Genomic DNA, 24,527 nt, shown 5'->3' with positions numbered 1-24,527 from the left:
GAGGATGCGCGCCTCGGTGTGGTCCTCGCGGTATACCCAGAGGCCCGAGAACGACGCCTTTGCTCTCAGCAGCGCGAGCGTGTAGGGCGTGTCCTTCTTGTGGATGTCCTCGAGCAGGGCGTCGAACGACTGGAGCGAGGTCATCAGGAGGGTGCCGTTGGGCAGGGTCAGCTGATTGATGGGCTGTAGCCCATACCAGGCCCAGGACTCTACCCCCTTGGAGAGCGTGTCATCCACGCAGATCGTGACGTCGACCTCCTTGGGCTCGTAGCGCGCCATGTTCTGCTCGAGCTCCTCCTGCGTGTCGGCCACGATCGCGAAGTCCTTCGCGGGGATACCGTTCCGCTGCGGGCTGTCGCCGTAACGCCCGAAGGCGATGCCCCAGCGGCCGGCCTTGCGGGCGGAGAGGACGATGCCGCGGCAGATGCGGGCGGCCAGGTTCTTCTGGAAGATGCCGCGGTAGACGACCTCGCACGAGAAATGCGCCATGCTTGCCTCCCTCTGAAAGGACGGGCGTCCGAGTAATCCTGGTGTGCTGGTCGGACCAGAGTATCCCCGCCGCCGCGGAACCTGTCAAGCGATGGTGCGGACTTGCGAGATCTCCCCGGGAATCAGCCCGGTTGGCCGGGCGACCAAGGGCGTGAATTCGACGGCCGAGCAATGACTTGGTGGTCGGGCCCTCAGGCGCCGCTCGACCGGACCATCTCCAGGAAGTAGCGGTGGACGGCCGGGTCGTCGGTGAGCTCGGGATGGAAGGAAGCCACGAGCACCGACCCCTGGCGCGCCATCATGGTCTCGCCGCGATGCTCGGCGAGCGGCGTCACCCCGGGCCCCAGCCGCCGGATTCGGGGCGCTCGGATCAGTACGGCCTTGATGGGCCGGGGGCCGTCGCCCAGGTCGGCGGTGATCTCGGTCTCGAACGACTCCCTCTGTCGCCCATAGGCGTTGCGCTCGGCGGTGACGTCGATGAAGCCGAGCGAGCGCTGGCGCGGGCTCTCGACCTCCTTGGCCAGCAGGATCAGCCCCGCGCAGGTACCGAAGATCGGCGACCCCCCGGCGTGGAACTTCTCCAGCGCGGGGAAGAAGTCCCACGCGTCCATGAGCTTGAGCAGGGTCGTGCTCTCCCCGCCCGGCATGATCAGGCCGGCGACCTCCCCCAGCTCGTCCGGCTTCCGCACCTCGACCGCGGGGGCGCCCACGCGCCCAAGGGCGGCGGCATGCAGCGCGAAGTCCCCCTGGAGCGCGAGGACGCCGATGGGGCGTGTCACCGGCGCCCCTCCCTCTCCAGCCAGGCCAGCACGACCTCCGCGTTCTTGTCGGGCGGGAATACGGGATACCAGACATGCGCGATGCGGCCAGCCTCCACGTACCAGGCCATTCGCTTGATGAGCGTGGTCGGGCCGCCGCGCTCCACCGGGTACTCGAAGGTTGGCAGACGGAGGGCGCGTGTGAGGGCGAGTCCCGCGTCGCTCAGGATCTCGAAGGGGATGTGATTGCGTGTCACGAACTCCCGCTGATAGTCCGTCGTCTGGGTGCTCACCGCGGTGATGCGCACGCCGCGCGCGACGAACCCGGCGTGGAGGTCGCGGAACCCGCAGCTCTGCGGCGTGCAGCCCCGTGCCCCGGGGATGGCATCCCACTCGGGCCCGGCCGGCCGGCCCGCCTCCCCGGTTCGCGGGTAGAAGAAGAGCACGCCCGGCGTCGACGCCCACAGGTCGAGCGCCACCATCCGGCCCGACGTGGCGGGCAGGGCGATGCCCGGGACCGCCGCGCCCGGGAGATGGGCGGTGGCCCCATCGTCCATGGGCACGGGCAGACCGGCGGGCAGGACGTACGCGTTGTGGCTGCTCACTACCAACCGCGCGTCTGGAGGAGGTCGGACTCCTTCAGCTTGGACGTCTCGATGCCGGGCATGGCCTCGCCCAGGTCCTCGGAGACCTTCACCAGCACGTCGGGATCCTTGTAGTGCGTGGTGGCCTGCACGATGGCCCGCGCGCGGGCCGACGGATCGGACGACTTGAAGATGCCCGAGCCCACGAACACCGCCGCGGCGCCGAGCTGCATCAGGAGCGCGGCGTCGGCGGGGGTGGCGATGCCGCCCGCGGAGAAGTTGGGCACGGGGAGCTTGCCGTCGGCAGCGATCTTCCGCAGCAGCTCGTAGGGCGCGCCGAGGTTCTTGGCCTCGGTCATCAGCTCCTCGGGGCCGAGGGTGCGGAGCCGGCGGATGCCCGAGGTCACCGAGCGCATGTGGCGCACCGCTTCGACGATGTTGCCGGAGCCCGCCTCGCCCTTGGTGCGGATCATGGCGGCACCCTCGCCGATGCGGCGGAGCGCCTCACCGAGGTCGCGGCAACCGCAGACGAACGGCACCTTGAAGGCGAACTTGTCCACGTGGAAGTGCTCGTCCGCGGGGGTGAGCACCTCGGACTCGTCGATGTAGTCCACGCCCAGGGCCTCGAGGATCTGCGCCTCGACGAAGTGGCCGATACGGCACTTGGCCATCACCGGGATGGACACCGCCCGCTGGATCTCCTGGATCTTCTTCACCGGCGACATGCGGGCCACGCCGCCGTCGCGCCGGATGTCGGACGGCACGCGCTCGAGCGCCATCACCGAGACGGCGCCCGCGTCCTCGGCGATCTTGGCCTGCTCGGCGTTGGTCACGTCCATGATCACGCCGCCCTTGAGCATCTCCGCCAGTCCGACCTTCAGTCTCAGCGTCCCGGATTCCATGGGTTCTCTCCCTCCTACGGTGTGTGGTGGCCTTCGGTGAGCCGTGCACGGAGCTTGGCGCGCGCCGCCGGCCACTCCTCGGCGAGGAGGGAGAAGGCCGCGGTGTCGCGGATGCCGCCGTCCGATGCGGGGCGATGCGCGCGGAGCACCCCGTCGAAGCGGGCGCCGATCCGCTCGATGGCGGCGCGCGAGCGCGCATTCCGCGCGTCGGTGTTGAGCTTGACCGCGCGCACGCGCCAACTCTCGAACGCGTGCGTGAGCATGAGGAGCTTGGCCTCGGTGTTGACCGCGGTGCGCTGGGCGCCCGCGGCCAGCCACGTCCACCCGATCTCCACGACGTCGGGCGTGCCGTCGGACCGGGCATGCGGGCTGTCCGCCGGCCACGCCCAGAACTCGATATTGCCGAAGCGCGTGCTCCCGACGACGCGCCCGGCGGCGCGGGACCGCGTCGCGAACGGCAGCGCGCGGCCGGCCGCCTGGTCGGCGAGGGCGCTCTCGATATAGGTCCGCGCCTCCGCGAGGGTCCCGGGCACCACCGTGAAGCCATACGAGTCGCGCCGCCCGCTCGCCGCCTCGACGAGGGCCGGGGCGTGCACCGGCGTCAGGGGCTCCAGCCGCACGTGCCGCCCCTCGAGGATGACCGGCTCCACGCGGCGCGCCGGCGTGACGGCGACGGCGCTCATTGCAGGGCCTCGTCCAGCTCGGCCACGAGATCGTCCACGTGCTCGAGCCCCACCGACAGCCGGATGAGGCCCGGGCCGATTCCAAGCGCCGCCTTGTCCGCGTCGGGCACGTTGCGGTGCGAAGTCCGCGCCGGATAGGTCCATGTGGTGGCCACGTCGCCGAAGCTCGGCGCAAACTCGATGGCGCGCGCCCGGGCCATGAACGCCTCCACCGCGAGCGCGCCGCCCGCGAGGTCGAAGGAGAGCATGGACCCCATGGGTCCGGTCATGAGCCGCTTGGCGAGTCCGTGCTGCGGATGCGAGGCGAGGCCCGGGTGGTACACGCGCGCGACCGCGCGATGCCGCTCGAGATGCTGACCCAATGCGAGAGCCGTCGCGGACTGCCGCGCCATGCGCACCTCGAGAGTGCGCGCCCCGCGGGTGGCCAACCAGGCGTCGAACGGGCCCAGGTTCGCCCCCGCCCGGATCATCGCTGCGCGCACCCTGGCCATGGGCTCCTTCCGGCCCAGGACGAGACCACCCGTCACGTCGCCGTGGCCGGAAATGAACTTGGTGAGGCTGTGCATCACCATGGTGGCGCCGTGCTCGATGGGCCGCAGCACCGCGGGCGACGCCATCGAAGCGTCCACCACGAGATCGATCCCCCGCGGCACTACCGCGGCGGCCACCGCGGGAAGGTCGACCAGGCGCAGCAGGGGGTTCGAGATGGCCTCCACGAAGACCGCCCGCGTGTTGGGCCGCACGGCGGCCAGGATGGCGGCGGTGTCGGTCGCGTCCACGAAGGTGGTCTCCACGCCGAGGCGCACGCCGTCGCTCGAGAGGAAGCCCGCGGTGGTGCCGTAGAGATCGCGCGCCGACACGATGTGGTCGCCGGAGGCGAGCAGGCTGAGAAGCCATGCGGTCGTGGCCCCCATCCCGGACGAGCAGGCCACGCCCGCCTCCGCCCCCTCGAGCCGCGCTACCAGATCCTCGAGCATCGCGTGGTTGGGCGTGCCGTAGCGACCGTACACGAAGCCCGCCTTCTTGCCCTCCCACACCAACTCCACCGTGTCCATGTCCTCGAACACGTAGACATTGGTCTGATAGATGGGGGCCACGAGGGGCCGGCTGGCCGAGGGCATGTCCCGGCCCCCGCGGGCGGCGAGCGTGTCGCGCTTCATACCAGCGGCACCGCCAGCACGGCCTCGCGGGCCGCACGGCCGGGCTGCCGCGCCTGCTCGCGGATCGCCTCGCCGAGCCGGCGCGTGCCCTCCTCCACCTGGGCGAGCGGGAGCGCGGAGAACGACAGACGGAGCATCCGCTCGCCCCCGCCGTCCACGAAGAACGCGTTGCCCGGCGTGAAGGTCACCCCGCGTGACTGCGCGCGCGGCAGGAGCGGGGTCGCGTCCATGCCCTCGGGCAGCGTGAGCATCAGCGAGAACCCGCCGCGGGTCTCCGTCCATGTGACGCCGGCGGGCATGTGTGCGCGCAGGCCCGCGAGCAGCGCTTCCCGCCGCCGGCCGTACTCCTTGAGGGCGCGCGCCTGATGCCGGTCGAGGAGCCGGCGCTGGCAGAACTGGTACACGGCCGCCTGGATGAGCGGGCTCGTGTGGATGTCCGCCAGCTGCTTGGCCATCTCGAGACGCTCGATCAGCTCGGGCGGCGCCACGATCCAGCCCAGGCGGAGACCCGGGAACAAGATCTTGGAGAACGTGCCCACGTAGACGACGAGGCCGGCGCGATCGAGCGCCTTGAGCGGGCCGGGCGGCCGCTCGCCGTAGTAGAGCGTGCCGTCGAAGCCGTCCTCCACGATGGGCAGCCGGCGCCGCGATGCCAGATCGAGGAGCCGGCGGCGCGTCTCCAGCCCCATGGTGAGCCCGGTGGGGTTGTGCGCGCTCGGCTGACAGTAGAGGAGCTTGGGCTCCTGACGCTCCAGCAGCCGCTCGAGATGGCCCACGTCGAGCCCATCCGGGCCCATGGGCACGGACAGGAGCTCGGCGCCGATCGAGCGGAACACCTGCATGGCGCGCGGGTAGGACGGCTGCTCGATGGCGACGTAGTCGCCGGGATCGAGCAAGGTGCGGGCGACCAGGTCGAAGCCCTGCTGCGAGCCATTGACGATGAGGATCTCCTCGGGCCGCGCCTCCACCCCGAAGCGGAGCAGGTAGCCGGCGAGGTACTGGCGCAGCGGCGGATAGCCCGCGGGCTGGTAGTACTGGAGGAGCTCGCGCCCCTCCTCGCGGATCACGCCATTGAGCACGCGGCGGAACGCGTCCGTGGGGAACAGCGTGCTGTCCGGCATGCCGCCGGCGAACGAGATCACACCGGGGGTCGGACGCACGACCTGGCCGTAGGCCGCACGGCGGCGCGTGTCCGCCCACACGATCTGGGCGCGTCGGGAGAGCAGGCCCGACCAGTCCAGGCGCGGCAGCGACACGGGGGCCGCCGGCGCGCGGCCGGGCACGCGGTCGGCCACGAACGTGCCTTGCCCCACGTGGGCGCGAGCCCAGCCAGACGCCACCAGCTCCTCGTACGCGGTGGCCACGGTCGTGCGATTGACGCCCAGCTCCTCCGCCAGCTCACGCGTGGCGGGCAGCTTCACGCCAGGCGCGAGAAGCCCCTGGCCGATCAGCCGCTCGATATGGGTCTGGATCTGTCGCGCCAGCGGCAGGCGCCCCTCGCGTCCTGCCTCTCGGTCGAGGGCGATCTTCATGGCTTCACCATGCCAGCCATTCTCTTGGGAATCAATGGCCAGTAAAGAGCCAATTGGATGAATTACCTCTCAGCCAATTGCGGAGGGTCGGGGGGGTGGTATGATCGGAGCCCATCGCGGTCGGACCCACTCCGGCCCACGAAAGGACACCCCGCTTGCCCGGTCTGGTCGTGCTCGAATCCATGTGGAACCGCAAGGGCCGTCTGCTGGAGGACGAGCCGTCGGTCCTGCCATACCTCAAGGCCATCAAGCAGTCCCTGGCCTGGGAGGGGATCCGGGTCAACCTCGTCTACCGCCGCTTCTACAGCAGCTACGATCTCGGCCTGCTCCTGGAGGAGGCCCGGCGGAAGCGGAACTTCCAGGTCTGCTACATCGCATCCCACGGCCAGCGCCGCAAGCTCGTGGGCATCGGCAACCGGGTGATCCGGCTCGAGACCCTGGTCGATCACTGCCGGCCCAGCCCACAGCTCGGCTACATCTTCGGCGCCTGCGACTTCGTGGATCCTGACACCGCGCGCAATTTCCTGTTCGCCACCGGGGCTCGCTTCGTGGCCGGCTACCAGAAGCCGATCCCCTGGACCGAGTCGATGCTGGTCGACTGCCTCTTCCTCTCCTATCTGCTCGGTGGGACGATGAAGTGGATCCGGACCAAGCACGGCGAGCGCATCCCGCCCCTGCGCGGGACGGAGGACTTCGAGATCACCCGCTCCGAGAATCCGCAGAAGGTCACCGGGCAGCTCTACCGTGACTTCCCGCTCGCCCACGACATCACGTTCTCCCTGTTCACGCTCGACCGCCTGCGCGGCCGGCCGCCGGAGGTCGTGAACTCCTTCGACGCCTACCGCCGCCGCGTCGACCGCGCCCGGAGGCTCGTCCGCGATCTGTAGTGTGACGGAGGGAAGGCCTACATGGCGATAGGTGAAGCACCCATCAGGGCGGCAATCAAGTGGATCGACGAGCAGCTTCGCGACCACCCCGACGCGAACCGGCTCACGCTGGTGGACGAGGCGGCGCGACGATTCGATCTCACCCCGATGGACGAGGAGTTCCTGCTCCGGCATCTCGCCGAGCGGAAGTCATCCGCGTGAGCGACGCGCACAAGGCGCGGGTGCAGGCGCAGTTCGGCGGCAGCGCCGAGGCGTATGTCCAGAGCCCGGGGCACGCCGCCGGCGCGGATCTGGACACGCTCGTCGCGTGGGGCCGCAAGCGGGGCGCGCGGGCCGTATTGGACATCGCCACGGGAGGCGGCCACACCGCCGCGGCCTTCGCCGCCTTCACCCCCCTGGTGGTCTCCACCGACCTCACCGAGGCCATGGTCCGCGCGGCCCGCGGCCTGGCCGCGTCACGCGGTCTCGGCGGCGTCCGCTTCGCCATGGCCGACGCGGACGCGCTACCGTTCAAGGAGGCGAGCTTCGGCGTGGTTACCTGCCGGATCGCCGCCCACCATTTCCCGGCGCTCCTTCCGCCCCTGCGGCAGATCGCCCGCGTGCTCGAGCCGGGCGGCTCCTTCCTGGTCCAGGATATTCTCGGCCACGAGGACGAAGACGCGGCGGCGTTCATCTTGGAGATCGAGAAGCGCCGCGATCCCTCCCATGTGCGCTCGATCCCGCGACGGGAGTGGGAGGCGTTCCTGCGCGCCGCCGGCCTGACCATCATCGACGAGGCGGTGCTCCCGAAGGTGCGCCCTTGGGAGGAGTGGACCACACGGACGCGGATGACGCCGGCGGCCAAGGCCGAGCTCGAGCGTGTGGTGCTGGCTGCGCCCGCGCGGTGCCGGGAGGCCTTCTCGTTCGTGATCGAGGGCGGCCGTGTCGTCTCGTTCACCGACCGCATGCTGCTGCTCCGGGCGGACCGCGATTAGCCGGGCTTCCCCTCGGCCACCAGCGGCCCGTGGCCGCTGCCCCGCAGGAACTCCACCGCGTCGCCGATCGGCGTGAGATAGGTCTGGCCCGGGACCGGCACGTCGACGTGCCCGGGCGACGTCCCCCCTTCGAAGGCCACGCGCGCAGTGGGATAGCCCTCGACCAGACCGACCAGCTCGCCGGTGCTCGCGCGGAAGACACCGCCGCCGCTCGAGCCATAGCTCACGGCCGCGTCCACCATCAAGCGGCCGGCGGTGACCGTGTGCCCCGCCCCAGATCCGGTGCGGCGCACCTGGCTGATCACCCCGCGCGACACCGTGAGCTCGCGCCCCCAGGGGAAGGACACCACCCACACCGACTCGCCGAGGCGCGCGGGGCGACCGATCGGCGCGACGGGGCAGTTCTCATGGCGCATCCCCAGCAAGGCCAGGTCGACGCCCTCGTGCGCGCTCACCGCGAGCACGGTCGCCGGCGTGCGGACACCCGGCCCCTCGTGCCGCTGCGACAGCACGAACACGCTCTTGCCGCGGCCGGGGCCCGCGAACGTGTGGGCGCTCGTGAGGATGAAGCAATCCGGCCCCTCCGCCGCACTCCGCGCCGCGATCACGACCCCGGAGCCGCTACGGAAGCGCCGGCCTTCCTGCTGCTCCAACACCACCTGCACGGATGAGGGCAGGACGCGCTCCAGCGTCAGCTCGGGCTCGAGATCGCGGGCCCAGATGGTCCCGCTGCAGCCGCCGGAGAGCAGCGCCACCCCGGCGAGGGCGAGCAGGGCGACCCGACGCTTCGCGGACTTCACGCGTCGATCATACGCCGTCCGGGTTCGTTTCGGCCACCGGGTAAGGTTGCCCGGGCCTACCGTGTAAGTCTTTTCAATGGTTCGGCGGGCTCGACGCGCTCGGCCCCTTTAGGTGATGGCTCTCGCGGCGTGGGCGGGCACTTCCGGTCATTTGGTTCTGCCTCCGGCGCCGCCCGCCCCTGGCATCGAGGTTGCGAGCGGAGACGGCCGTGCCGACCTACCACGTGCCACCCACAGCACAGGAGGCGAGATCATGACGATGTTCAAGGCAGTTGCGCTCGGGGTTCTCGTGGCCATTCTCGCGGTTGGAACCGTCGCGAGCGCCGAGGAAATCAAGGGCAAGGTCCAGGCCGTCGATCCGGCCGGCAAGTCCATCACGCTCGACAACGGGACCACGCTGATGATCCCCGCGTCGGCCAAGGTGGACAAGAAGGCGCTCTCGCCGGGCGCCGAGGTGAAGGCGAGCTACGAGGAAAAGAACGGGATGAAGATGGTCCAGTCGCTCCAGGTCACGAAGTAGACTCGCTGCACGGCCCTCGGGCGACCCTCGAGGGCCGCGTCATGTCCGCCGGCGCAGTATGACGATTGTCGCACCCCACCCGCCCCGCTCCGGGGATGCGTCCGCGAAGCGCGCCACCAGCGGATGCGTCGCGAGCAGCCCCTGCACCGCGCGGCGCTGCGCCCCGGTGCCACGACCGTGGATGATCCGCACCTCGGCGAAGCCCCGAGCCGAGGCCGCGCGCAGGTACTCGTCCACGACCGAGAGGACGTCGCGGGGGGCGAAGGCATGGAGGTCGAGCACATCCTCGATCGGCAGCTCGACGGGCGAGTCCGACCCCGGGACGTCGGGGTCGTCCGGCGTCACGCGGGCGGCGCGGGGGGATCGATCGGGGGACGCCGCTTGTGCCAGTCGGTGACGCGCTGATAGGCGTCCGCCACGCGCAGCACGGTGGCCTCGTCGAAGGCGCGTCCCACGATCTGGAGCCCCACGGGCAGGCCGGCGGCGGTGAAGCCGCACGGCACCGAGGCGACGGGATGACCGGTGAGATTGAACGGGCGCGTGAAGCGGATCAGGCTCGTGCGCACGGGGAGCTTGGCGTGCTCCACCGTGATCTCGGTCTGCCCGACCGACGTCGCCACGATGGGCGTCGTGGCGCACACGAGGATGTCCACCTGAGCGAGCGCGGCGTTGACTTCATCGCGGAGCACCCCGCGGACTCGCTGCCCCTTGAGGTAGTCGCTGCCGCTCACGAACGCGCCGACCCGCAGCCGCTCGCGCACGTCCTCGCCGTAGTCCTGGGGCCGCTCCTGGAGCCAGCGCTCGTGATACGCGTAGGCCTCCGGGGAGAGCACCGCGTACGAGGCGCCGGCCGAGTGCGACGCGGAAGCCAGATTCACCTCGGTAGAGGTCGCCCCCAGCCCCTCCAGGGTGCGCACCGCCTCCTCTACCGCCTGGCGCAGCGCCACGCCGGTGGACTCGAGGAAGAACGAGCGGAGCACGCCGACGCGCAGGCCCTTCACGTCGCCCCCGAGCGCGGCGGCGTAGTCAGGCACGGGAAGCACGCTCGTCGAGGGGTCCCGCGGATCGTAGCCCGCGATCGCGTTGAGCATGAGCGCGCAGTCGGCCGCGCTCCGGCACATGGGGCCCACGTGGTCCATGGACCAGGCGAGCGGCAGCACGCCGGCGCGGCTCACCCGCCCGTAGGTCGGCTTGATCCCCGTGATGCCGCAGAGCGCCGACGGGATGCGGATCGAGCCGCCGGTGTCGGAGCCCAGCGCGCCCGCGCAGAGACCCGCCGCCACCGCCGCGCCGGAACCTGACGACGAGCCCCCGCAGATCCGGTGCGTGTTGGCGTCCCACGGATTCCACGGCGTGCCGTAGTGCGGGTTCAGCCCCTCGGGGCCGAACGCGAACTCGTGCATGTTGAGCTTGCCGAGATTGACCGCGCCGGCGCCGGCGAGGCGCGTCACCACCGTCGCGTCCTCCTCCGGGATCCAGTCCCCGAGGATGCGCGAGCCCCCGGTGGTGCGGACCCCGCGCGTCATGTAGAGATCCTTGAGCGCGATGGGGACGCCGTGCAGCGGACCCAGCCGCTCGCCCGCCATCACCGCGGCCTCCGCGGCCTTGGCAGCGGCGAGCGCGGCGTCGGCGGACACGGTGATGAACGCGCGCAGCTTGCCGTCGAGGGCGGCGACGCGGTCGAGGTGGGCCTGCACGACCTCCACGGGCGACACCTCGCGACCCGCGATGGCGCGGGCCAGCTCGCCGATGGACCGCCAGACGAGCTCGCTCACCGGGCGCTTCTCACAGGACGCGGAAGTGGCTGGTGGGCTCGGTCTCGCGGGTCAGCGCGCTGTCGAGCGTGGCGATCATGGCGCGGCCGATCTCCACCAGCGGGAGCAGGCCGGCGAGCTCCGCGTCGCTGAGGTCGAGGCCGCGTGCACGCGCAAGCGCGCGAAGCGTGTCGAGCGTGAGGGGCTCCCCGTCCATGGCGAGGAGAATAGCGGCTGGCCGTCCGATTGACAAGGTCCGGGCCACGGCGATAATGCGAGCCATGCCAGCGACCCCGCCCGACATCGCCGCGTGGATCACCGAGTTCCAGGCCGCCGTGCGCGCGAAGGACTTCGACGCCGGCCGGCGCCTGTTCGCGCCCGACGCCGTCGCCTTCGGGACCTTTGCCGCCGCGGTGGCGGGGCTCGACAACATCGAGCGCGAGCAGTGGCGTCAGATCTGGCCGCGCATCCGCGGATTCACTCTGGAGCCGGGCGCCACCGTGGGCGCCAGCGGCGACGCCGCGTGGATCGCGGCCGGCTGGTCCTCGGAGGCGACGGCGCCCGACGGACGCGCCTTCCGCCGACCCGGGCGCGCCACGTTCGTGCTCGAGCGCCGCGACGGCCGCTGGCTCGCCGTCCATAGCCACGTGTCCCTCATGCCGAGCCAGTCGGACGAGGCGCACGGCCGGCGATAAGGCCCCGGCCGTTCTGGGTGTTCAGCGTCCTCGGTTCACCTGGCGGTAGCGGAAGCAGGACACGACGTGGTCGTTGACCATGCCGGTCGCCTGCATGAAGGCGTAGCAGATCGTCGGCCCCACGAAGCGGAAGCCCCGGGCGAGCAGGTCCTCGCTCATGGCGATCGACTCCGGAGTGGACGCGGGCGCATCTCGCAGGCGCCGCCACCGGTTCCGCTTGGGCTGCCCGCCCACGAAGCCCCACATGTACGCCGCGAAGGACCCGAACTCCTTCCGCACCGCGAGGTACGCTTTCGCATTCGCGATGGCGGCGTTGATCTTCAGCCGGTTGCGCACGATGCCGGCATCGGCGAGGAGCCGCCGGACGTCGCGAGCGCCGTACTTCGCGATGCGCGCGGCGTCGAAGCGATGGAAGGCGCGGCGATAGGCCGGGCGCTTGCGCAGGATGGTCTCCCACGAGAGCCCGGCCTGCGCGCCCTCCAGGATCAGGAGCTCGAAGAGCCGCCGGTCGTCACGCAGGGGCACGCCCCACTCGCGATCGTGATAGGCGATCTCGGGATCCTTCCGCGCCCATTCGCAGCGCCGAAGGTCCCGCCGGCCGCGCGGCGGCATCAGAGCTTAACCGGGGTGAACTCCGTGGTGTAGGAGTCCGTGAGGGGCAGGCGCGTCTTGAGCACCCCCAGCTCGAGGAGCGTGTCCTGGATGTACTTGAACGCGTCCACGTCGATATGGCCATCCACGGACAGGAGCGGCTTCACCAGCTCATAGGCCCGGCGCGTGGCCGGCTCCGACCAGCCGATGGCCTTGGCGGCGATGCGGATGCTCTCCTCGGCGTTGTCCCGGCAGAAGCGGTGCCCCTGGTAGATGGCGCGCAGGGCCTTCTGCAGGGTCTCGCGCTTCGCCTTGATGACCTCGTCGGTCGCGTAGGTCAGAAGGCTGATCCACTTCGGCGTGACCTCGTCGAGCCGCATGAGGATGCGCCCGGCGCCCTGTGCCTCCACCACCGCCCCGGCGTCGCCGAACACGAAGGCCTGGATCTCGTTTCGTCGCAGCGCCGCGGTGAGCGCGTCGAGGGCGCCCGCGCCGAGGATGCGCACATCCTTCTCCGGATCCCAGCCCATCTTCCTGGCGATCATCCGGCCGAACACCCAGGTCGTCGACCCCGCGACGGTGCATCCGATGGTGCCGCCCTTGAGATCCTCGAGGCGCTTGATCTGCGGTCCGACGATGAGGGTGAAGTGATTCTTCTCGAGGTTGCAGGCGATGGCTCGGATGGTGGTCCCCCGCTCGCGGAACACCAGCGGGTCGGTGGCGCCGCTGATGCCCAGGTCGGCGCTGCCCGCGAGCACCCCCTTGAGCAGGTCCGGACCGCCCTTGAAGGGAATGAACTCCGCCTGGAGTCCCTGCTGGGCGAAGTAGCCCTTCTCGATGGCGACCACGGTGGGCGTGGTCACGCCGAAGTCGCCCAGCACGACGCCGCCGATCTTCACGGGCGTCGTGCCCTGGGCGTCGGCTCGTCGCGGCCCGCCGAGCCCCGCCGCCACCCCGCCCGCCATCGTCCCGAGGAACGCCCGCCGCGTCGTCATCGACCGTCCTCCCCGGCTCAGCGCCATCGCCCGAGCCGCCGGTTGAAGTGATCCAGACACAGCATCACCGCGATGGACACCGCGGAGACCATGGCGGTCGCCGCGAAGAGCTCGGCGGCCTTGAAGGCCACCGCCTGTCGCTGCATCAAATATCCCATGCCGCGCACCCCCGCAAACATCTCGGTGAGAAGCACGCCGAGCAGCGCGAAGACGACGGCGACGCGCATCCCCGCCAGCACCGAGGGCAGCACCGCGGGCAGCAGCACCTTGACCGCCACCTGCCGTCGAGTAGCCCCCATGGACACCGCCACCGTCACCAGGGTGGGATCCACGTCACGCACGCCCGCCGCCACCATCAGCAGCACCGGGAACACGGCAAACAGCGCGCCGGTGGCCACCGCGGTCCCCGCGCCCAAACCGAGCACGAGCGCGATCCAGGGCAGAACGAGAATCTTCGGCACGCCGTAGAGCGCCACCATGTACGGCATGGCCACGCGGTACAGGGAGCGCGCGCCGCCGACGGCGAGGCCCGTGGTCACGCCCAGGCCCACGGCGATCACGTACGCGGCGGCGGCCTTGAGGAGAGTGTCGCCCAGGCGCGCCCAGGCCTCGCCGGCGGTCGTGCCCAGGGCGACCGCCACCGCCGCCGGCGCGGGCACGAACAGCGGGTCAGCCCAGCCCAAACGCAGGGCGAGGTCCCACGCGATCACGAGCGCGGCGAGCGTGGCCGCCTGGGCCGCCACGATCCTCACTCGCTCCATCGACGTCCTCGCGCCTCGACCAGCGCGGCCACCCCGTCGAGGGCCAGCACGCCGGCGGCCACCAGCACCACCAGCGCCGCGTACTCCCGGGTCATCAGGAGGCCGTAGGTGTAGTTGAGCAGGTAGCCGACGCCGGAGCGCGCGCCCAGCATCTCGCCCACGAGCACGCCGACCACCGAGAGAGCGAGAGCGGCCCGGAGCCCGCCCACCAGCGTCCCCAGCATCGACGGGAGCATGACCTTGCGGAACACCGTCCAGGACCCGGCGCCCATGGAGCGGGCCACCGTCACCAGGTGCGGATTCACCTGCCGTATCCCCGACAGCACCGACAGGCAGATGGGGAAGAAGGCGAGCAGGAAGCCGAACGCGATCTTGGACGCCGGGCCGAGGCCGAAGAAGAGCATCAGCGACGGATACCAGATCACGCTGGGAATCGCGTAGAACGCCGCGAGCATGGGCTCGTAGACCCGGCCCAGCCGGCGTCCGAGGCCGAGGACGAATCCCAGCCACAGGCCCACCGCGACGGCCAGGACGAAGGCCACCACTATTTCTCGAGCTGTCACCAGCACGTGCTCGCCGAGAGCGGGCACGTCGCGCCCGAGCAGCACATTGGCGAGCGCCGGGGGCAGCGCCGAGGGCCGCACGTAGAGCAATGGGTTGAGCGGCGCGGCGATCAGCTCCCAGAGGAGCAGAGCGCCCAGGAGCACAGCCACCCGCGCACCCAGCACCCGCGCCGTCTCCCAACTCACGCCGGCCCGTCCATGGCGCGTAGGGCCTCCTCGCGAATGGCTTCCCAGAGCTTCGCCCGAAGGTCCACGGCGGCAGGGGCATTGAGGTCACGGGGAAACGGCAGCCCCACCTCGAGGAGCTCCTTGACTCGGCCCGGCCGCGACGTCATGACCGCGATGCGATCGGACAGCGCGATGGCCTCGTGGAGACTGTGCGTCACGAATACGACCGTCTTGGGGGTGCGGCGCCGGACGTCGACGAGCCAGTCACCCATGAGAAGCCGCGTCTGCTCGTCGAGCGCGCCGAAGGGCTCGTCCATGAGCACGATGGGCGTGTCCAGCGCGAGGGCGCGCGCGATGGCCACGCGCTGGCGCATGCCGCCCGACAGCTCGCGGGGATATTTTGCCTCGAAGCCGCGAAGCCCCAGGGGCTCGAGGAGGCCGCGCGCGATCTCGCGGCGGCGGGCGGCATCCACGCCGCGCAGCTCGAGCCCGAAGCCCACGTTGTCGAGGGCGGTGCGCCAGGGGAAGAGTCCGGGGTCCTGGAACACGAGGGCGACGTTCCGTGGATCCGGGCCCGAGACGGGCACGCCTTCGATACGGATCTCGCCGCCGTCTGGTGTCACCAGCCCCGCGAGCATGGTGAGCACGGTGGACTTGCCGCAGCCGGAGGGACCGAGGAGGGTGAGGAACTCGCGTGGCCGGACAGCGAGGCTCACCCCGTCCACCGCGAGCACGGGGCCGCTCGCGGTGTGATAGCGCTTGCTGACGCCCGTGATCTGGATCTGCGTGGTCATCGACGGAGCCCGACGGAGGCCCGGCCGGGGACCGGACGTCCCCGGCCGGGCGGGCGCCGACGGAGCGTGGGCTAGCCGCGCTCCAGCATGTAGAGGTGCTGGAACATGTCGACGTAGATGTTGCCGTCGACGACGAACTCGCCCTGCTTGTTCTTCTCGACTCCGCCCACCCACGGCTTCTTCGCGGCGTAGCGGAGCACCCAGGCCACCGGCACGTAGCCGACGTCGGTCTGCATGATCTCCTCGGCCTTCTTGTAGTGCTCGAGCCGCTTGGCAGGGTCGCGCGTGTCACGGCCCGCCTCGAGCTCCTTGTCGAAGGCGTCGTTGACCCAGGCCTGTCGCTTGCCGCTGGTCTTTTTGCCGTAGAAGGTGTCGAAGTACTCGTTGTGCGGGTCGGGATAGTCCATGAACCAGCGGATCCACACGAACTGGAGATCCTGCTTCCACAGCCGCTCGCGGAACACGCGCGGTTCCAGCACCTCCAGCTCCGTCTTCATGTTGAGGCTGTCCAGGAGCACCGCCTGCACCGCCTCCGCGAGGGGCTTCGAACCCAGGCCCTCGTCGCGCATCGACAGGGTGATCTTGGGCCAGTTCTTGCCTCCCTCGAACGGTGTGCCCTTGAGCTGCTCGATCGCCAGCTTCTTGTCGTACTTCTGGATGGCCTTGATTTTCGGGTCGTCGAGGGCGCCGGGGAAGCCCGGGGGAATCATCGACCACGCGGGGATGGCCAGCCCCTGGCTGACTTTCACGATGTTCTCGCGGTCGATGGCATGACCCACCGCCCGGCGCACCTTCACGTTGTCGAAGGGTGGCTTAGTGGTCTGGGGCAGCAGGTACCAGGTGCCGGGGAAGGGATACTTGAACACGTCCTTGCTGCTGCGCGGATCATTGCGCAGGCGATTGAGATCGCCGGCCTGGAGCGCCGTCATGTCCAGCTCGTTGTTCTCATAGGGCAGCGCCCCCGAGGCCACTGGGATGATCGGCATCACCACTCGCGTCAGGTGCACGTCCTTGGCCCCGTAGTAGTACGGGTTCTTGCGCAGCACGACCTGCTTGTTGTGCTCCCACGCCTCCAGCGTGAACGGACCGTTGGTGACGATGTTGCCGGCCTCTGTCCACTTGTCGCCGTGCTTCTCCACCGCGCCGCGATGTGCGGGCAGCGCGGCGAGGTAGGCCGCGAGCACCGGGAAGTAGCCCCGCGGCCCTTCCAGCGTCACCTCGAGGGTCCAGTCGTCCTTGGCCTTCACGCCCACCTGGCTGGCGTCGGTCAGCTGCTTCTTGTTGAAGGCCTCGCCGTTCTTGATGTCGTAGAGGAAGGACGCGTAGGGCGCCGCACTGGCGGGGTCGAGCTGACGCTTCCACGACCATTCGAAGTCGCGGGCGGTGACCGGTGAGTTGTCCGACCACCGCGAGTCCTTGCGAATCGCGAACGTCCACACTGAACCATCCTTGTTGCTATCGACCTTCGACGCCATCCACGGCACCGCCACGAAGTCGGCGTTGAATACCATGAGCCCGGCAAAGAGTCCCTGCGCCCCCCCGCAGTAGAGGTCTTTGTTGAAGTCGTGGCTGGAGGGATCATTCTGGAACCACCCACCCCCACCCCAGCGGAAGGTCTGGTCCTTTGCCAGCTTCTCGCCCGGCCCCGGCTTCGAGGGCTTGGCCGCCTGCGCCGTCGTGGCGAAACCGAGGCCGCCGAAGGCGGCCATGGCGCCAACCACCTTCAGGAAGTCCCGGCGGCCGACGCCGATGGCGTCGAGGCGCGCGGCCATGAGGTTGAGCTGCTCGTCGGGAATGCGCATGTGGGTGCTCCTCCTTGGGTGACGTCAGCCTTGTGTCACTTCATCTTGGGGTCGAGGGCGTCGCGGACCCCGTCCCCGAAGAACGTGAACGACAACATGGTGACCGCGATGGCGATGGACGGGAACACGCAGAGGTGCCAGTACGACCGCAGGAACTGCTGGTTCTCGCCGACCATCTGCCCCCACGACGGCGTGGGCGGGTTGATGCCCACGCCAATGAAGGACAGGGCCGCCTCGTAGAAGATCGCTTCCGGAATGCCGAAGGTGACGGAGACCACGATGGGGGTGAGCGCGCTGGGCAGGACGTGCCGGCTCACCACGCGCCAAAATCCAGCCCCCAGCGCCCTCGCCCCCTCGACGAACTCCTTCTCCTTGATGGACAGGACCTGGGCGCGAGTCTGGCGGGCGATACCCACCCAGCCGGTCAGCCCGATGGCGATGAAGATGTTCAAGAGGCCGGCGCCCAGCATGGACATCACGAGGATGACGAAGAGGAGGCGCGGGAAGGCGTACATGACGTCCACGAAGCGGGTGACTAGGAGATCTATCCGGCCGCCCAGGTAGCCGGAGATGAGCCCGATGGGGACGCCGATCGCCACCACGATGATCTGGGAGCCCAGCCCCACCAGCATGGATACGCGCGCGCCGTAGATGATCCGCGAGAGCTGATCCCGCCCGAGCTGGTCGGTGCCGAGGGGGAACTCGCGGGAGGGGAACTCGTTGAGTCGGCCGAAGTTCGGTTTGGTGTAGGAGAACGGCGCGAGGAAGTCGGCGAAGATCGCGATGAGGCAGAGGAGGACGACGGTGACGCCCCCCACCACCGCGAGCTTGTTGCGGAGGAGCCGCCGCCAGGCGTCGCGGTAGAGGCTCGTCCCGCGCATCGCCGCCGCCGCGGGCAGCGCCCCCGCCGGCGCGGCGCCGCCCGGGGTGGGTAGCCTAGTATCGGATGCGGGGGTCGAGAGCGCCATAGAGGAGGTCGACGGCCAGGTTCATCAGGGCGAGGAACACGCCGTAGATGAGCACCACCGCCATGATCATCGGGTAGTCACGCCCGGTCATCGAGAGCACGAAGAAGCGTCCCATGCCGGGCACGCGGAAGATCGACTCCACGAAGAAGGAGCCCGTGCCCACCGCGGCGAACATCGGCCCCAGCAGCGTCACCACGGGGATCAGGGCGTTCTTGAGTACGTGGCGCAGGATCACCGGGCGCTCGGCGAGGCCCTTGGCCCGCGCGGTGCGCACGTAGTCGGAGCGGATCACCTCGATCATGCTCGAGCGGGTGAAGCGGGCGATGATGCCCATGGGTGCCAGCGCGAGCGTGATGGTGGGGAGCACCCACTGGTTCGGGCTGCCCCAGCCACCGGTGGGAAAGAGCGGGATCACGAACGAGAACAGGATGATGAAGAATACGGCGAGAACGAAGTTGGGGACGGCCACGCCGAGCGTCGCCACGCTGACCGACACGTAGTCCCACGACCGGTTCTGGTACACGGCGGCGAGCACGCCCAGGGTGATGCCACCCACGATGGCGAGCGCCAGGGCCATGCTGCCGAGGAAGAGCGAGATTGGGAACGTCTCGCGCATGATCTCGGTCACCGTGCGCGTCTTGTAGACGAAGGACTGACCGAAGTCCCCCTGCAGGGCCTTGCCGAGGAAGATGCCGAACTGCTGCCAGAGCGGCTTGTCGAGCCCGTAGGCCGCCGCGAGGTTCTTCTGGGCCTCCGGCGACAGCGGGTTGGCGCCTTCGGCGACCGGGTCGAGGGGGCTCCCCGGGGTGGCGTGCATCACGAGGAACGTGATCACCGCCATGGCCAGCAAGGTCGGAATCAACCACAGGAGGCGATACAGGATGTATCGGGCCAAAAACCCTCCGGGAAGTGGCTACGCCGGCGCCACCGCCGGCTTGGCGAAACAGGTGCACGAAATATCCGGCACCCCCCACGGGAAGTCAAGCAAAACATGAACCTGGGCGCGATCGGGACCGCGGGTCGCACGGAGGTGGGAGTGCTATTCTCGGAGCGGATGGCCACCGTCGCCCTGACCGTGCTGCCCGAGGGACGAACGCTCACCGTCGCGGCGGGCACCACGATTCTCGCCGCCGCCCAGGGAGCCGGCATCGACATCACCGCGACCTGCGGCGGGCGCGGGCGCTGCACCTCCTGCCGGGTAAAGTTCGCTGCGGGCATCCCGCCCCCACCCACCGTGATGGACGAGCTCCAGCTGGGCGCGGCGCTGGTGCGTGACGGGTATCGCCTGTCCTGCCAGTGCCGGGTCGTCGAGCCCGTGACGGTGGCGATCGCCCCCCCGCTGGACGAGCGGAGCTTCCAGATCCTGGGCGCCCAGCCCGCCCACGCCGCCCTGGACCGCGTCACCATCGACGCGGGCGTCCGCAAGGAGGTCGTGCAGGTCGAGCTGCCCAAGGAGGAGCATCACCAGACTTCCGACCTGGAGGAGCTGCTCCGCGCGACGGGGCGCGTCGTGGAGGACGTGCCCACCGAGGTCGTGCGCGGCCTGCCGCAGGCGCTCCGCGAGCGCGGGGGCGAGGTGACGGTGACGACGTGGGGCCGCCGCGTGCTCGCGGTCGACCCCGGCGACACCGCCGCGATGCGCTTCGGGATCGCGGTGGACGTCGGCACCACCAGCGTGGTGTCCACCCTCATGGAGCTCGAGTCCGGCGAGCAGCTCGCGTCCGTCTCCAGCCTGAACCCGCAGGCGGTGTTCGGCGCCGACCTCATGTCGCGCATCGCCTTCGCCCAGTTCAATCCCGGCAATCTCCGCAAGCTGCAGATGCGCATCATCGGCCTCCTCAACCAGCACGTGGGGCAGCTCTGCGCCGATTCGGGCGTGCTCGCGAAGTGGATCTATAAGGTCGTGGTGGTCGGCAACACCTGCATGCATCACATCCTGCTCGGCATCGATCCCACCCACGTGGGGCTGGCGCCCTACGCCCCGGTGATGCGCCATCCGCTGGAGGTCGCGGCGCGCGAGCTCTTCCTCAAGGTCAACGGCGAGGCGCGCGTGTGCCTGCTGCCCATCGTCGCCGGCTTCGTCGGCGCCGACGCAGTGGGCGTGGCCCTCTCAACGCGCATCACCGAAACGCCCGAGCTGCGCATGGCGGTGGACATCGGGACGAACGGCGAGGTGCTGCTGGGCTCGCGCGAGCGCCTCTGGGCCTGCTCGGCGCCGGCGGGGCCCGCGCTGGAAGGCGCGCAGCTCCGCTGCGGCATGCGCGGGGCGCTGGGCGCCATCGATCGCGTGTGGCTCGAGGGCGGCGACCTCCGGTGGCACGCCATCGGGGAGGCCGAGGCGCAGGGAATCTGCGGCTCCGGTGTGATCGACGCGGTCGCCGCCCTCCTCGACGCGGGCGTCCTCGACTGGACGGGGCTCATCGAGGTGGACGCGCGCGACCGGCTTCCCGCGCCCCTCGCCGCCAGGGTGGAGATGCGGGGCGAGGAGCGGCTGGTGGTGCTCGCCCGCCCCGGCGAGGGCGGCGCGCGGGCCGAGATCGTCCTCACCCAGGACGACATCCGCCAGGTGCAGCTCTGCAAGGGCGCCATCGCCTCGGGGGCGGCGATGCTGCTCCGGGTGGCCGGGATCGCGCACGACGAGGTGAGCGAGCTCATGCTCGCGGGCGGCTTCGGTAACTATCTGTCCATCCGGAGCGCGCTCCGCATCGGGCTCATCCCCGCCCTGCCCGAATCGCGTATCCGCTACGTGGGGAACGCCGCCGCGCTGGGCGCGCAGCTCGCCCTCATGTCCGAGCCCGAGCGCGCGCGGGCCACGCAGCTCGCGCGCGGCATCGAGCACGTCTCCCTCGCCGCGCATCCCGACTTCCAGGACATCTTCGTGGACTGCATGAACTTCCCCCGCTCATGAAGATTCCCGTCGGCCTCGTGGGCGCCACCGTGGGTCCCCTCACGCAGGACATCGACGCGCGCTGGATGATGGCGTACGCGGCGGGGCTCGGGGAGACCGATCCCGCCTATCTCGACACGCTCCGGCCGGGCGGCCTCGCGCCGCACCCGCTCTTCCCCGTCTCGTACGAGTGGCCGCTCGCCGTAGAGAGCCGCGCGCATCAGCTCGGCGACGAGATCGCCCTCCGCGGCGTGCACGCCACGCACGACCTCACGCTGCACCGGACCCCGCGCGACGGCGACCGTCTCACCACCACGGCGGCCGTCCTGGCGGTGGCGCCGCGTCGCGCTGGGGCGTACGTGCTCACGCGCTACGAGACACGCGATGCCCGCGGCGAGCGGGTGAGCACCACCGACTACGGCAGCGTGTACCTCGGCGTCGAGTGCGAGCCGGAAGGCCGTCTCCCCGCTCCCCCGTGGGAGAGCGGGCAGGGTGAGGGGGATCTCGCCCCTGAGTGGACGGATGAGATTCCCATCGCGGCGACCCTCGCCCACGTCTACTCGGAATGCGCGCGGATCTGGAACCCGATCCACACCGATCCGGCGGTGGCGCGGCGCGCGGGACTGCCCGCCATCATCCTGCACGGCACCGCCACCCTGGCGCTCTCCGTGTCGGCCGCGCTCCGGCACGCGCCCGGGGGCGCCGTGACGTGCGTGCGCCGGCTCGGCGGCCGCTTCACGGGGATGGTGCCGATGCCGTCGCGGCTCCGCGTCGAGGGCGCCGCCGCGGGCGGGGGCGCGCCGCCCGGCGCGGTGCGGCTGCGCGCGACCACGCCGGATCGGCGGACCGCGCTGGTCGCCTGGATGGAGGCGGCATGACCAAGCTCGAGCGGGTGCAGGCGGCGATACGGCGCCAGCCGACGGACCGCACACCGTACGCGTTCTGGCGTCACTTCCCAGACGTGGACCGGAATGCCGCCGCCCTCACCCAGTCCACCCTGCGGTTCCACGAGCGCTACGATTCGGATTTCCTCAAGGTCACCCCCAGCGGCGGCTACGCGGTGGAGGACTGGGGCTGCGTCGAATCCGACGAGGTGCGGCCCGACGGACATCGCCCGTGCGCCACCCACGCCGTGCGCGCGCCCGAGGACTGGAAGCGCATCCGGCCCCTCGCCATGGAGTCCACGGGATGGGCCGTGCATCTCGAGACGATCCTCCGCTGCGTGGTGGACAAGCGCGCCGACTGCTCCACCGTGCCCACGGTGTTCAGCCCGCTTTCGCTCGCGCGCAAGCTCTCCGGCGACCGGCTCGGCTACGACCTCAAGGAAAACCCCCAGGCGGTGACGGGCGCGCTCGAGGCCATCACCGAGACCATCCTCACCTTCATGGATGCCTGCTTCCGCGAGGGCTGCGAGGGCATCTTCTACTCGGTGCAGGCGGCGAGCGCGGCGCTCCACAGCGAGGAGGAGTACCTCCGCTTCGGCGAGCCCTACGACCGGCGCGTCCTGGAGACCGTGCGATCGCGCTCGAAGCTCACCATCCTCCATTGCCACGGCGAGCGGCTCATGTTCGATCGCCTCGCCGTCCTGCCCGCGGACGTGTGGAACTGGGACGATCGCCGCGCCGGCCCGTCGCTCGCCGAGGGGCAGGCCGCCGTGCCCGGCGCGGTGTGCGGGGGCCTCAACCAATGGACAACGTTAAAGGACGGGCCGCCCGAGCGCGCGGACGCGGAGGCCCGCGAGGCCATCGCTCAGACCGGCGGACGCGGTCTCATCGTCGCCGCGGGTTGCGTGGTGCACCCGAACACGTCGGATGCGACGCTGGTCGGTCTCGTGAAGGCGCTGGGCGGGCGGCCGCGCCTCGGGCTGATCCGGCCCCAGTAGCGCGTGCTCCGGCTCGCCCTCGTCTGCCTCGCCGTGCTGGGCCTGGCCCTTCTCGTCTACTCGAGGCTGGCCCGCCCCGCCGTGCCGGTGACCGAAGTGCCGATGCTGTCCGAGTACGCCTCGCACCAGGGCGCCAACCATCTCTTTCGCCTACTGCCGCATGCCGGGGTGGACTTCGGCGGGCCGCTGGGCTCGCCGGTGATCGCGGCCGCCGACGGCGTGGTGAGGGAGCTCATCGACTGGCCGTCGGGCTGCGGGCGCGGCGTCATCCTGTCCCACGGGGAGTTCAGGCGGTACACGGTGTACTGCCACCTGCAGGACATCCTCGTCCGAGTGGATCAGGAGGTCGCGCGGGGTGAGCCGATCGGGCGCATCGGCACGACGGGCATGGCGGCGGGCGTGCCCCACGTGCACTTCGAGCTCTGCACGCGCGTGTGCCGGTCGCACGCGGACGGCGATCTGCGCGGCACCGCCGATCCGCTCAGATTTTCCGCCGGCTGTTTCGATCCCCGGCGATCGTACGCGCTGGGCCGCCTCGTCCTCACCTACCCTGTGGCGTGCGGCGGCGTGCTGCGCGGAAGCTGAGCCTTCCCATGGCGTCCCGTCGGCTCGCCGGTGTCCTCCTCCTCGGTGCGCTCGCGCTCGGAGGCTGCGGGCCGGGTGCGAAGGCCCTGCTCGCCGCGTCGGCCAAGGGCGACGCCCCGAGCGTGAAGGCGCTCCTCGCCAAGGGCGCCAAGCCGGGCCGCCCGGTCAGCGACGGCACCACGCCCCTGATGGCCGCCGCCCAGCACGGCCACCTGGAGGTCGCGCGCACCCTGGTGGACGCCGGGGCCGACGTCAACGCCGCGCGCGGGGATCCCGAGCGCGGCCGCACCGCGCTGATCGACGCGGCATGGAGCGGCCACACGGAGGTCGTGCGCCTGCTGCTCGAGAAGGGCGCGAACCCCAACGCGAAAGCGGAAAGCGGGGCCACCGCCCTCACCGGCGCGTCGCTGCAGGGCTATGTCGAGATCGTCAACCTGCTCATCGCGAGCAAGGCCGAGGTCAACACGCACGCCAACGACGGGCGCACCCCGCTGCACGAGGCGGCGAAGAACGGCCACGGGCCGGTGGTGGAGATCCTGGTCAAACGCGGCGCCAATCCCAACGCCACCAGCGAGGTCGGCGTGACACCGCTCATGCTCGCCGCCTTCGGGGGATACGGCGAAGTAGCCACCACGCTCCTCGCCTGGGGCGCGGACGTCAATCTCAAGTCCAGCTCCGGCGCGACCGCCCTCCGCGCCGCGAGAAGCCGCGGTCACGACGCATTGGTCGAGCTGTTCCGCGAGGTAGGCGCGAAAGAATAGCCCCGGTGAAGTTCCCCGGGCCGGGGGCCGCG

At 70.6% G+C, this 24,527-nt stretch carries 29 protein-coding genes; 10 read left to right on the top strand and 19 right to left on the bottom strand.

Annotation, left to right across the window (positions count from 1 at the left end):
- The 7 genes from VFX14_17715 to VFX14_17685 all read right to left on the bottom strand — a co-directional run.
- A partial coding sequence (locus VFX14_17715; GenBank protein ID HEU5191528.1) for a (4Fe-4S)-binding protein occupies nucleotides 1-489 on the bottom strand: 489 nt, incomplete at its 3' end.
- Between the two features lie 191 nt (nucleotides 490-680).
- Nucleotides 681-1,268 (bottom strand): pyridoxal 5'-phosphate synthase glutaminase subunit PdxT, encoded by a 588-nt coding sequence (gene pdxT, locus VFX14_17710; GenBank protein HEU5191527.1) that lies wholly within the window; start codon nucleotides 1,266-1,268, stop codon nucleotides 681-683.
- Nucleotides 1,265-1,852 carry a peroxiredoxin gene (locus VFX14_17705; protein HEU5191526.1) on the bottom strand — a complete coding sequence of 196 codons (588 nt, stop codon included), beginning with the start codon at nucleotides 1,850-1,852 and terminating at the stop codon, nucleotides 1,265-1,267. The genes pdxT and VFX14_17705 overlap by 4 nt, the downstream gene beginning before the upstream one ends.
- On the bottom strand, nucleotides 1,852-2,733 hold the full coding sequence (gene pdxS, locus VFX14_17700) for a pyridoxal 5'-phosphate synthase lyase subunit PdxS (GenBank protein HEU5191525.1): 882 nt from the start codon (nucleotides 2,731-2,733) through the stop codon (nucleotides 1,852-1,854). Before pdxS ends, VFX14_17705 begins: the two co-directional genes overlap by 1 nt.
- Before the next feature lie 14 nt (nucleotides 2,734-2,747).
- Nucleotides 2,748-3,416, bottom strand: a complete 669-nt coding sequence (locus VFX14_17695; GenBank protein HEU5191524.1) for a GNAT family protein — start codon at nucleotides 3,414-3,416, stop codon at nucleotides 2,748-2,750.
- Nucleotides 3,413-4,576, bottom strand: coding sequence for an aminotransferase class I/II-fold pyridoxal phosphate-dependent enzyme (locus VFX14_17690; GenBank protein HEU5191523.1), 1,164 nt, complete (start codon nucleotides 4,574-4,576; stop codon nucleotides 3,413-3,415). The genes VFX14_17695 and VFX14_17690 overlap by 4 nt, the downstream gene beginning before the upstream one ends.
- Nucleotides 4,573-6,108, bottom strand: a complete 1,536-nt coding sequence (locus tag VFX14_17685) for a PLP-dependent aminotransferase family protein (GenBank protein HEU5191522.1) — start codon at nucleotides 6,106-6,108, stop codon at nucleotides 4,573-4,575. Before VFX14_17685 ends, VFX14_17690 begins: the two co-directional genes overlap by 4 nt.
- 155 nt (nucleotides 6,109-6,263) lie before the next feature.
- On the opposite strand from VFX14_17685, the gene VFX14_17680 reads away from it, so the two are divergent.
- Genes VFX14_17680 through VFX14_17670 form a run of 3 tightly spaced genes read left to right on the top strand, consistent with a single transcriptional unit; the run spans nucleotide 6,264 to nucleotide 7,969 of the window.
- Entirely contained in the window at nucleotides 6,264-6,995 is a 732-nt protein-coding gene (locus tag VFX14_17680; GenBank protein ID HEU5191521.1) for a hypothetical protein, read from the top strand.
- A 21-nt stretch (nucleotides 6,996-7,016) separates the two neighbouring features.
- Nucleotides 7,017-7,196: a hypothetical protein gene (locus VFX14_17675; GenBank protein HEU5191520.1), complete on the top strand. Its 180-nt coding sequence runs from the start codon at nucleotides 7,017-7,019 to the stop codon at nucleotides 7,194-7,196.
- Nucleotides 7,193-7,969: a class I SAM-dependent methyltransferase gene (locus tag VFX14_17670; protein HEU5191519.1), complete on the top strand. Its 777-nt coding sequence runs from the start codon at nucleotides 7,193-7,195 to the stop codon at nucleotides 7,967-7,969. The genes VFX14_17675 and VFX14_17670 overlap by 4 nt, the downstream gene beginning before the upstream one ends.
- Here the strand turns inward: VFX14_17670 and VFX14_17665 are convergent.
- Entirely contained in the window at nucleotides 7,966-8,769 is an 804-nt protein-coding gene (locus VFX14_17665) for a serine protease (protein HEU5191518.1), read from the bottom strand. The genes VFX14_17670 and VFX14_17665 overlap by 4 nt on opposite strands.
- Nucleotides 8,770-9,022: 253 nt before the next feature.
- Here VFX14_17665 and VFX14_17660 point away from each other — a divergent pair, with 253 nt between their 5' ends.
- Nucleotides 9,023-9,289, top strand: a complete 267-nt coding sequence (locus VFX14_17660; protein ID HEU5191517.1) for a DUF1344 domain-containing protein — start codon at nucleotides 9,023-9,025, stop codon at nucleotides 9,287-9,289.
- Between the two features lie 39 nt (nucleotides 9,290-9,328).
- Here the strand turns inward: VFX14_17660 and VFX14_17655 are convergent, their stop codons facing one another.
- From VFX14_17655 to VFX14_17645, 3 genes are read right to left on the bottom strand one after another with little or no spacing between them, the layout of a single operon-like run.
- On the bottom strand, nucleotides 9,329-9,634 hold the full coding sequence (locus VFX14_17655) for a Smr/MutS family protein (GenBank protein HEU5191516.1): 306 nt from the start codon (nucleotides 9,632-9,634) through the stop codon (nucleotides 9,329-9,331).
- Nucleotides 9,631-11,064 (bottom strand): amidase, encoded by a 1,434-nt coding sequence (locus VFX14_17650; GenBank protein ID HEU5191515.1) that lies wholly within the window; start codon nucleotides 11,062-11,064, stop codon nucleotides 9,631-9,633. The genes VFX14_17655 and VFX14_17650 overlap by 4 nt, the downstream gene beginning before the upstream one ends.
- Before the next feature lie 10 nt (nucleotides 11,065-11,074).
- Nucleotides 11,075-11,260, bottom strand: coding sequence for a hypothetical protein (locus VFX14_17645; protein ID HEU5191514.1), 186 nt, complete (start codon nucleotides 11,258-11,260; stop codon nucleotides 11,075-11,077).
- A 64-nt stretch (nucleotides 11,261-11,324) separates the two neighbouring features.
- On the opposite strand from VFX14_17645, the gene VFX14_17640 reads away from it, so the two are divergent.
- Nucleotides 11,325-11,738, top strand: coding sequence for a nuclear transport factor 2 family protein (locus VFX14_17640; protein HEU5191513.1), 414 nt, complete (start codon nucleotides 11,325-11,327; stop codon nucleotides 11,736-11,738).
- A gap of 21 nt (nucleotides 11,739-11,759) precedes the next feature.
- Here VFX14_17640 and VFX14_17635 read toward each other — a convergent pair whose 3' ends face one another.
- The 8 genes from VFX14_17635 to VFX14_17600 form a co-directional block, all read right to left on the bottom strand.
- A complete protein-coding gene (locus tag VFX14_17635; protein HEU5191512.1) occupies nucleotides 11,760-12,350 on the bottom strand; it encodes a DNA-3-methyladenine glycosylase I in 591 nt (196 codons plus the stop codon).
- The gene (locus VFX14_17630) at nucleotides 12,350-13,324 is read right to left on the bottom strand and encodes an ABC transporter substrate-binding protein (protein ID HEU5191511.1); all 975 of its coding nucleotides are present in this window, start codon (nucleotides 13,322-13,324) and stop codon (nucleotides 12,350-12,352) included. The genes VFX14_17635 and VFX14_17630 overlap by 1 nt, the downstream gene beginning before the upstream one ends.
- Nucleotides 13,325-13,341: 17 nt before the next feature.
- The gene (locus tag VFX14_17625; protein ID HEU5191510.1) at nucleotides 13,342-14,085 is read right to left on the bottom strand and encodes an ABC transporter permease subunit; all 744 of its coding nucleotides are present in this window, start codon (nucleotides 14,083-14,085) and stop codon (nucleotides 13,342-13,344) included.
- Complete coding sequence (locus tag VFX14_17620; protein HEU5191509.1) at nucleotides 14,073-14,834, bottom strand: ABC transporter permease subunit; 762 nt, start codon at nucleotides 14,832-14,834, stop codon at nucleotides 14,073-14,075. Before VFX14_17620 ends, VFX14_17625 begins: the two co-directional genes overlap by 13 nt.
- The gene (locus VFX14_17615) at nucleotides 14,831-15,610 is read right to left on the bottom strand and encodes an ABC transporter ATP-binding protein (GenBank protein HEU5191508.1); all 780 of its coding nucleotides are present in this window, start codon (nucleotides 15,608-15,610) and stop codon (nucleotides 14,831-14,833) included. Before VFX14_17615 ends, VFX14_17620 begins: the two co-directional genes overlap by 4 nt.
- A gap of 71 nt (nucleotides 15,611-15,681) precedes the next feature.
- The gene (locus VFX14_17610; GenBank protein ID HEU5191507.1) at nucleotides 15,682-17,412 is read right to left on the bottom strand and encodes a peptide ABC transporter substrate-binding protein; all 1,731 of its coding nucleotides are present in this window, start codon (nucleotides 17,410-17,412) and stop codon (nucleotides 15,682-15,684) included.
- 35 nt (nucleotides 17,413-17,447) lie between these two features.
- On the bottom strand, nucleotides 17,448-18,293 hold the full coding sequence (locus VFX14_17605; GenBank protein ID HEU5191506.1) for an ABC transporter permease: 846 nt from the start codon (nucleotides 18,291-18,293) through the stop codon (nucleotides 17,448-17,450).
- A 55-nt stretch (nucleotides 18,294-18,348) separates the two neighbouring features.
- A complete protein-coding gene (locus VFX14_17600) occupies nucleotides 18,349-19,275 on the bottom strand; it encodes an ABC transporter permease (GenBank protein ID HEU5191505.1) in 927 nt (308 codons plus the stop codon).
- 141 nt (nucleotides 19,276-19,416) lie between these two features.
- Between VFX14_17600 and VFX14_17595 the strand changes: the two genes are divergently transcribed.
- Genes VFX14_17595 through VFX14_17575 form a run of 5 tightly spaced genes read left to right on the top strand, consistent with a single transcriptional unit; the run spans nucleotide 19,417 to nucleotide 24,495 of the window.
- A complete protein-coding gene (locus VFX14_17595; protein HEU5191504.1) occupies nucleotides 19,417-21,288 on the top strand; it encodes an ASKHA domain-containing protein in 1,872 nt (623 codons plus the stop codon).
- Nucleotides 21,285-22,145 carry a MaoC/PaaZ C-terminal domain-containing protein gene (locus VFX14_17590; protein ID HEU5191503.1) on the top strand — a complete coding sequence of 287 codons (861 nt, stop codon included), beginning with the start codon at nucleotides 21,285-21,287 and terminating at the stop codon, nucleotides 22,143-22,145. The genes VFX14_17595 and VFX14_17590 overlap by 4 nt, the downstream gene beginning before the upstream one ends.
- Entirely contained in the window at nucleotides 22,142-23,149 is a 1,008-nt protein-coding gene (locus VFX14_17585) for a uroporphyrinogen decarboxylase family protein (protein HEU5191502.1), read from the top strand. Before VFX14_17590 ends, VFX14_17585 begins: the two co-directional genes overlap by 4 nt.
- 3 nt (nucleotides 23,150-23,152) lie before the next feature.
- A complete protein-coding gene (locus VFX14_17580; protein HEU5191501.1) occupies nucleotides 23,153-23,734 on the top strand; it encodes a M23 family metallopeptidase in 582 nt (193 codons plus the stop codon).
- 8 nt (nucleotides 23,735-23,742) lie between these two features.
- Nucleotides 23,743-24,495, top strand: coding sequence for an ankyrin repeat domain-containing protein (locus tag VFX14_17575; protein HEU5191500.1), 753 nt, complete (start codon nucleotides 23,743-23,745; stop codon nucleotides 24,493-24,495).
- Nucleotides 24,496-24,527 lie beyond the last annotated feature (32 nt).

This window comes from Candidatus Methylomirabilota bacterium (assembly GCA_035764725.1).
Lineage (GTDB): Bacteria > Methylomirabilota > Methylomirabilia > Rokubacteriales > CSP1-6 > DASRWT01.
Note: the sequence above shows the minus strand (reverse complement) of the source record. Positions and strands in the feature narration are given on the sequence as shown.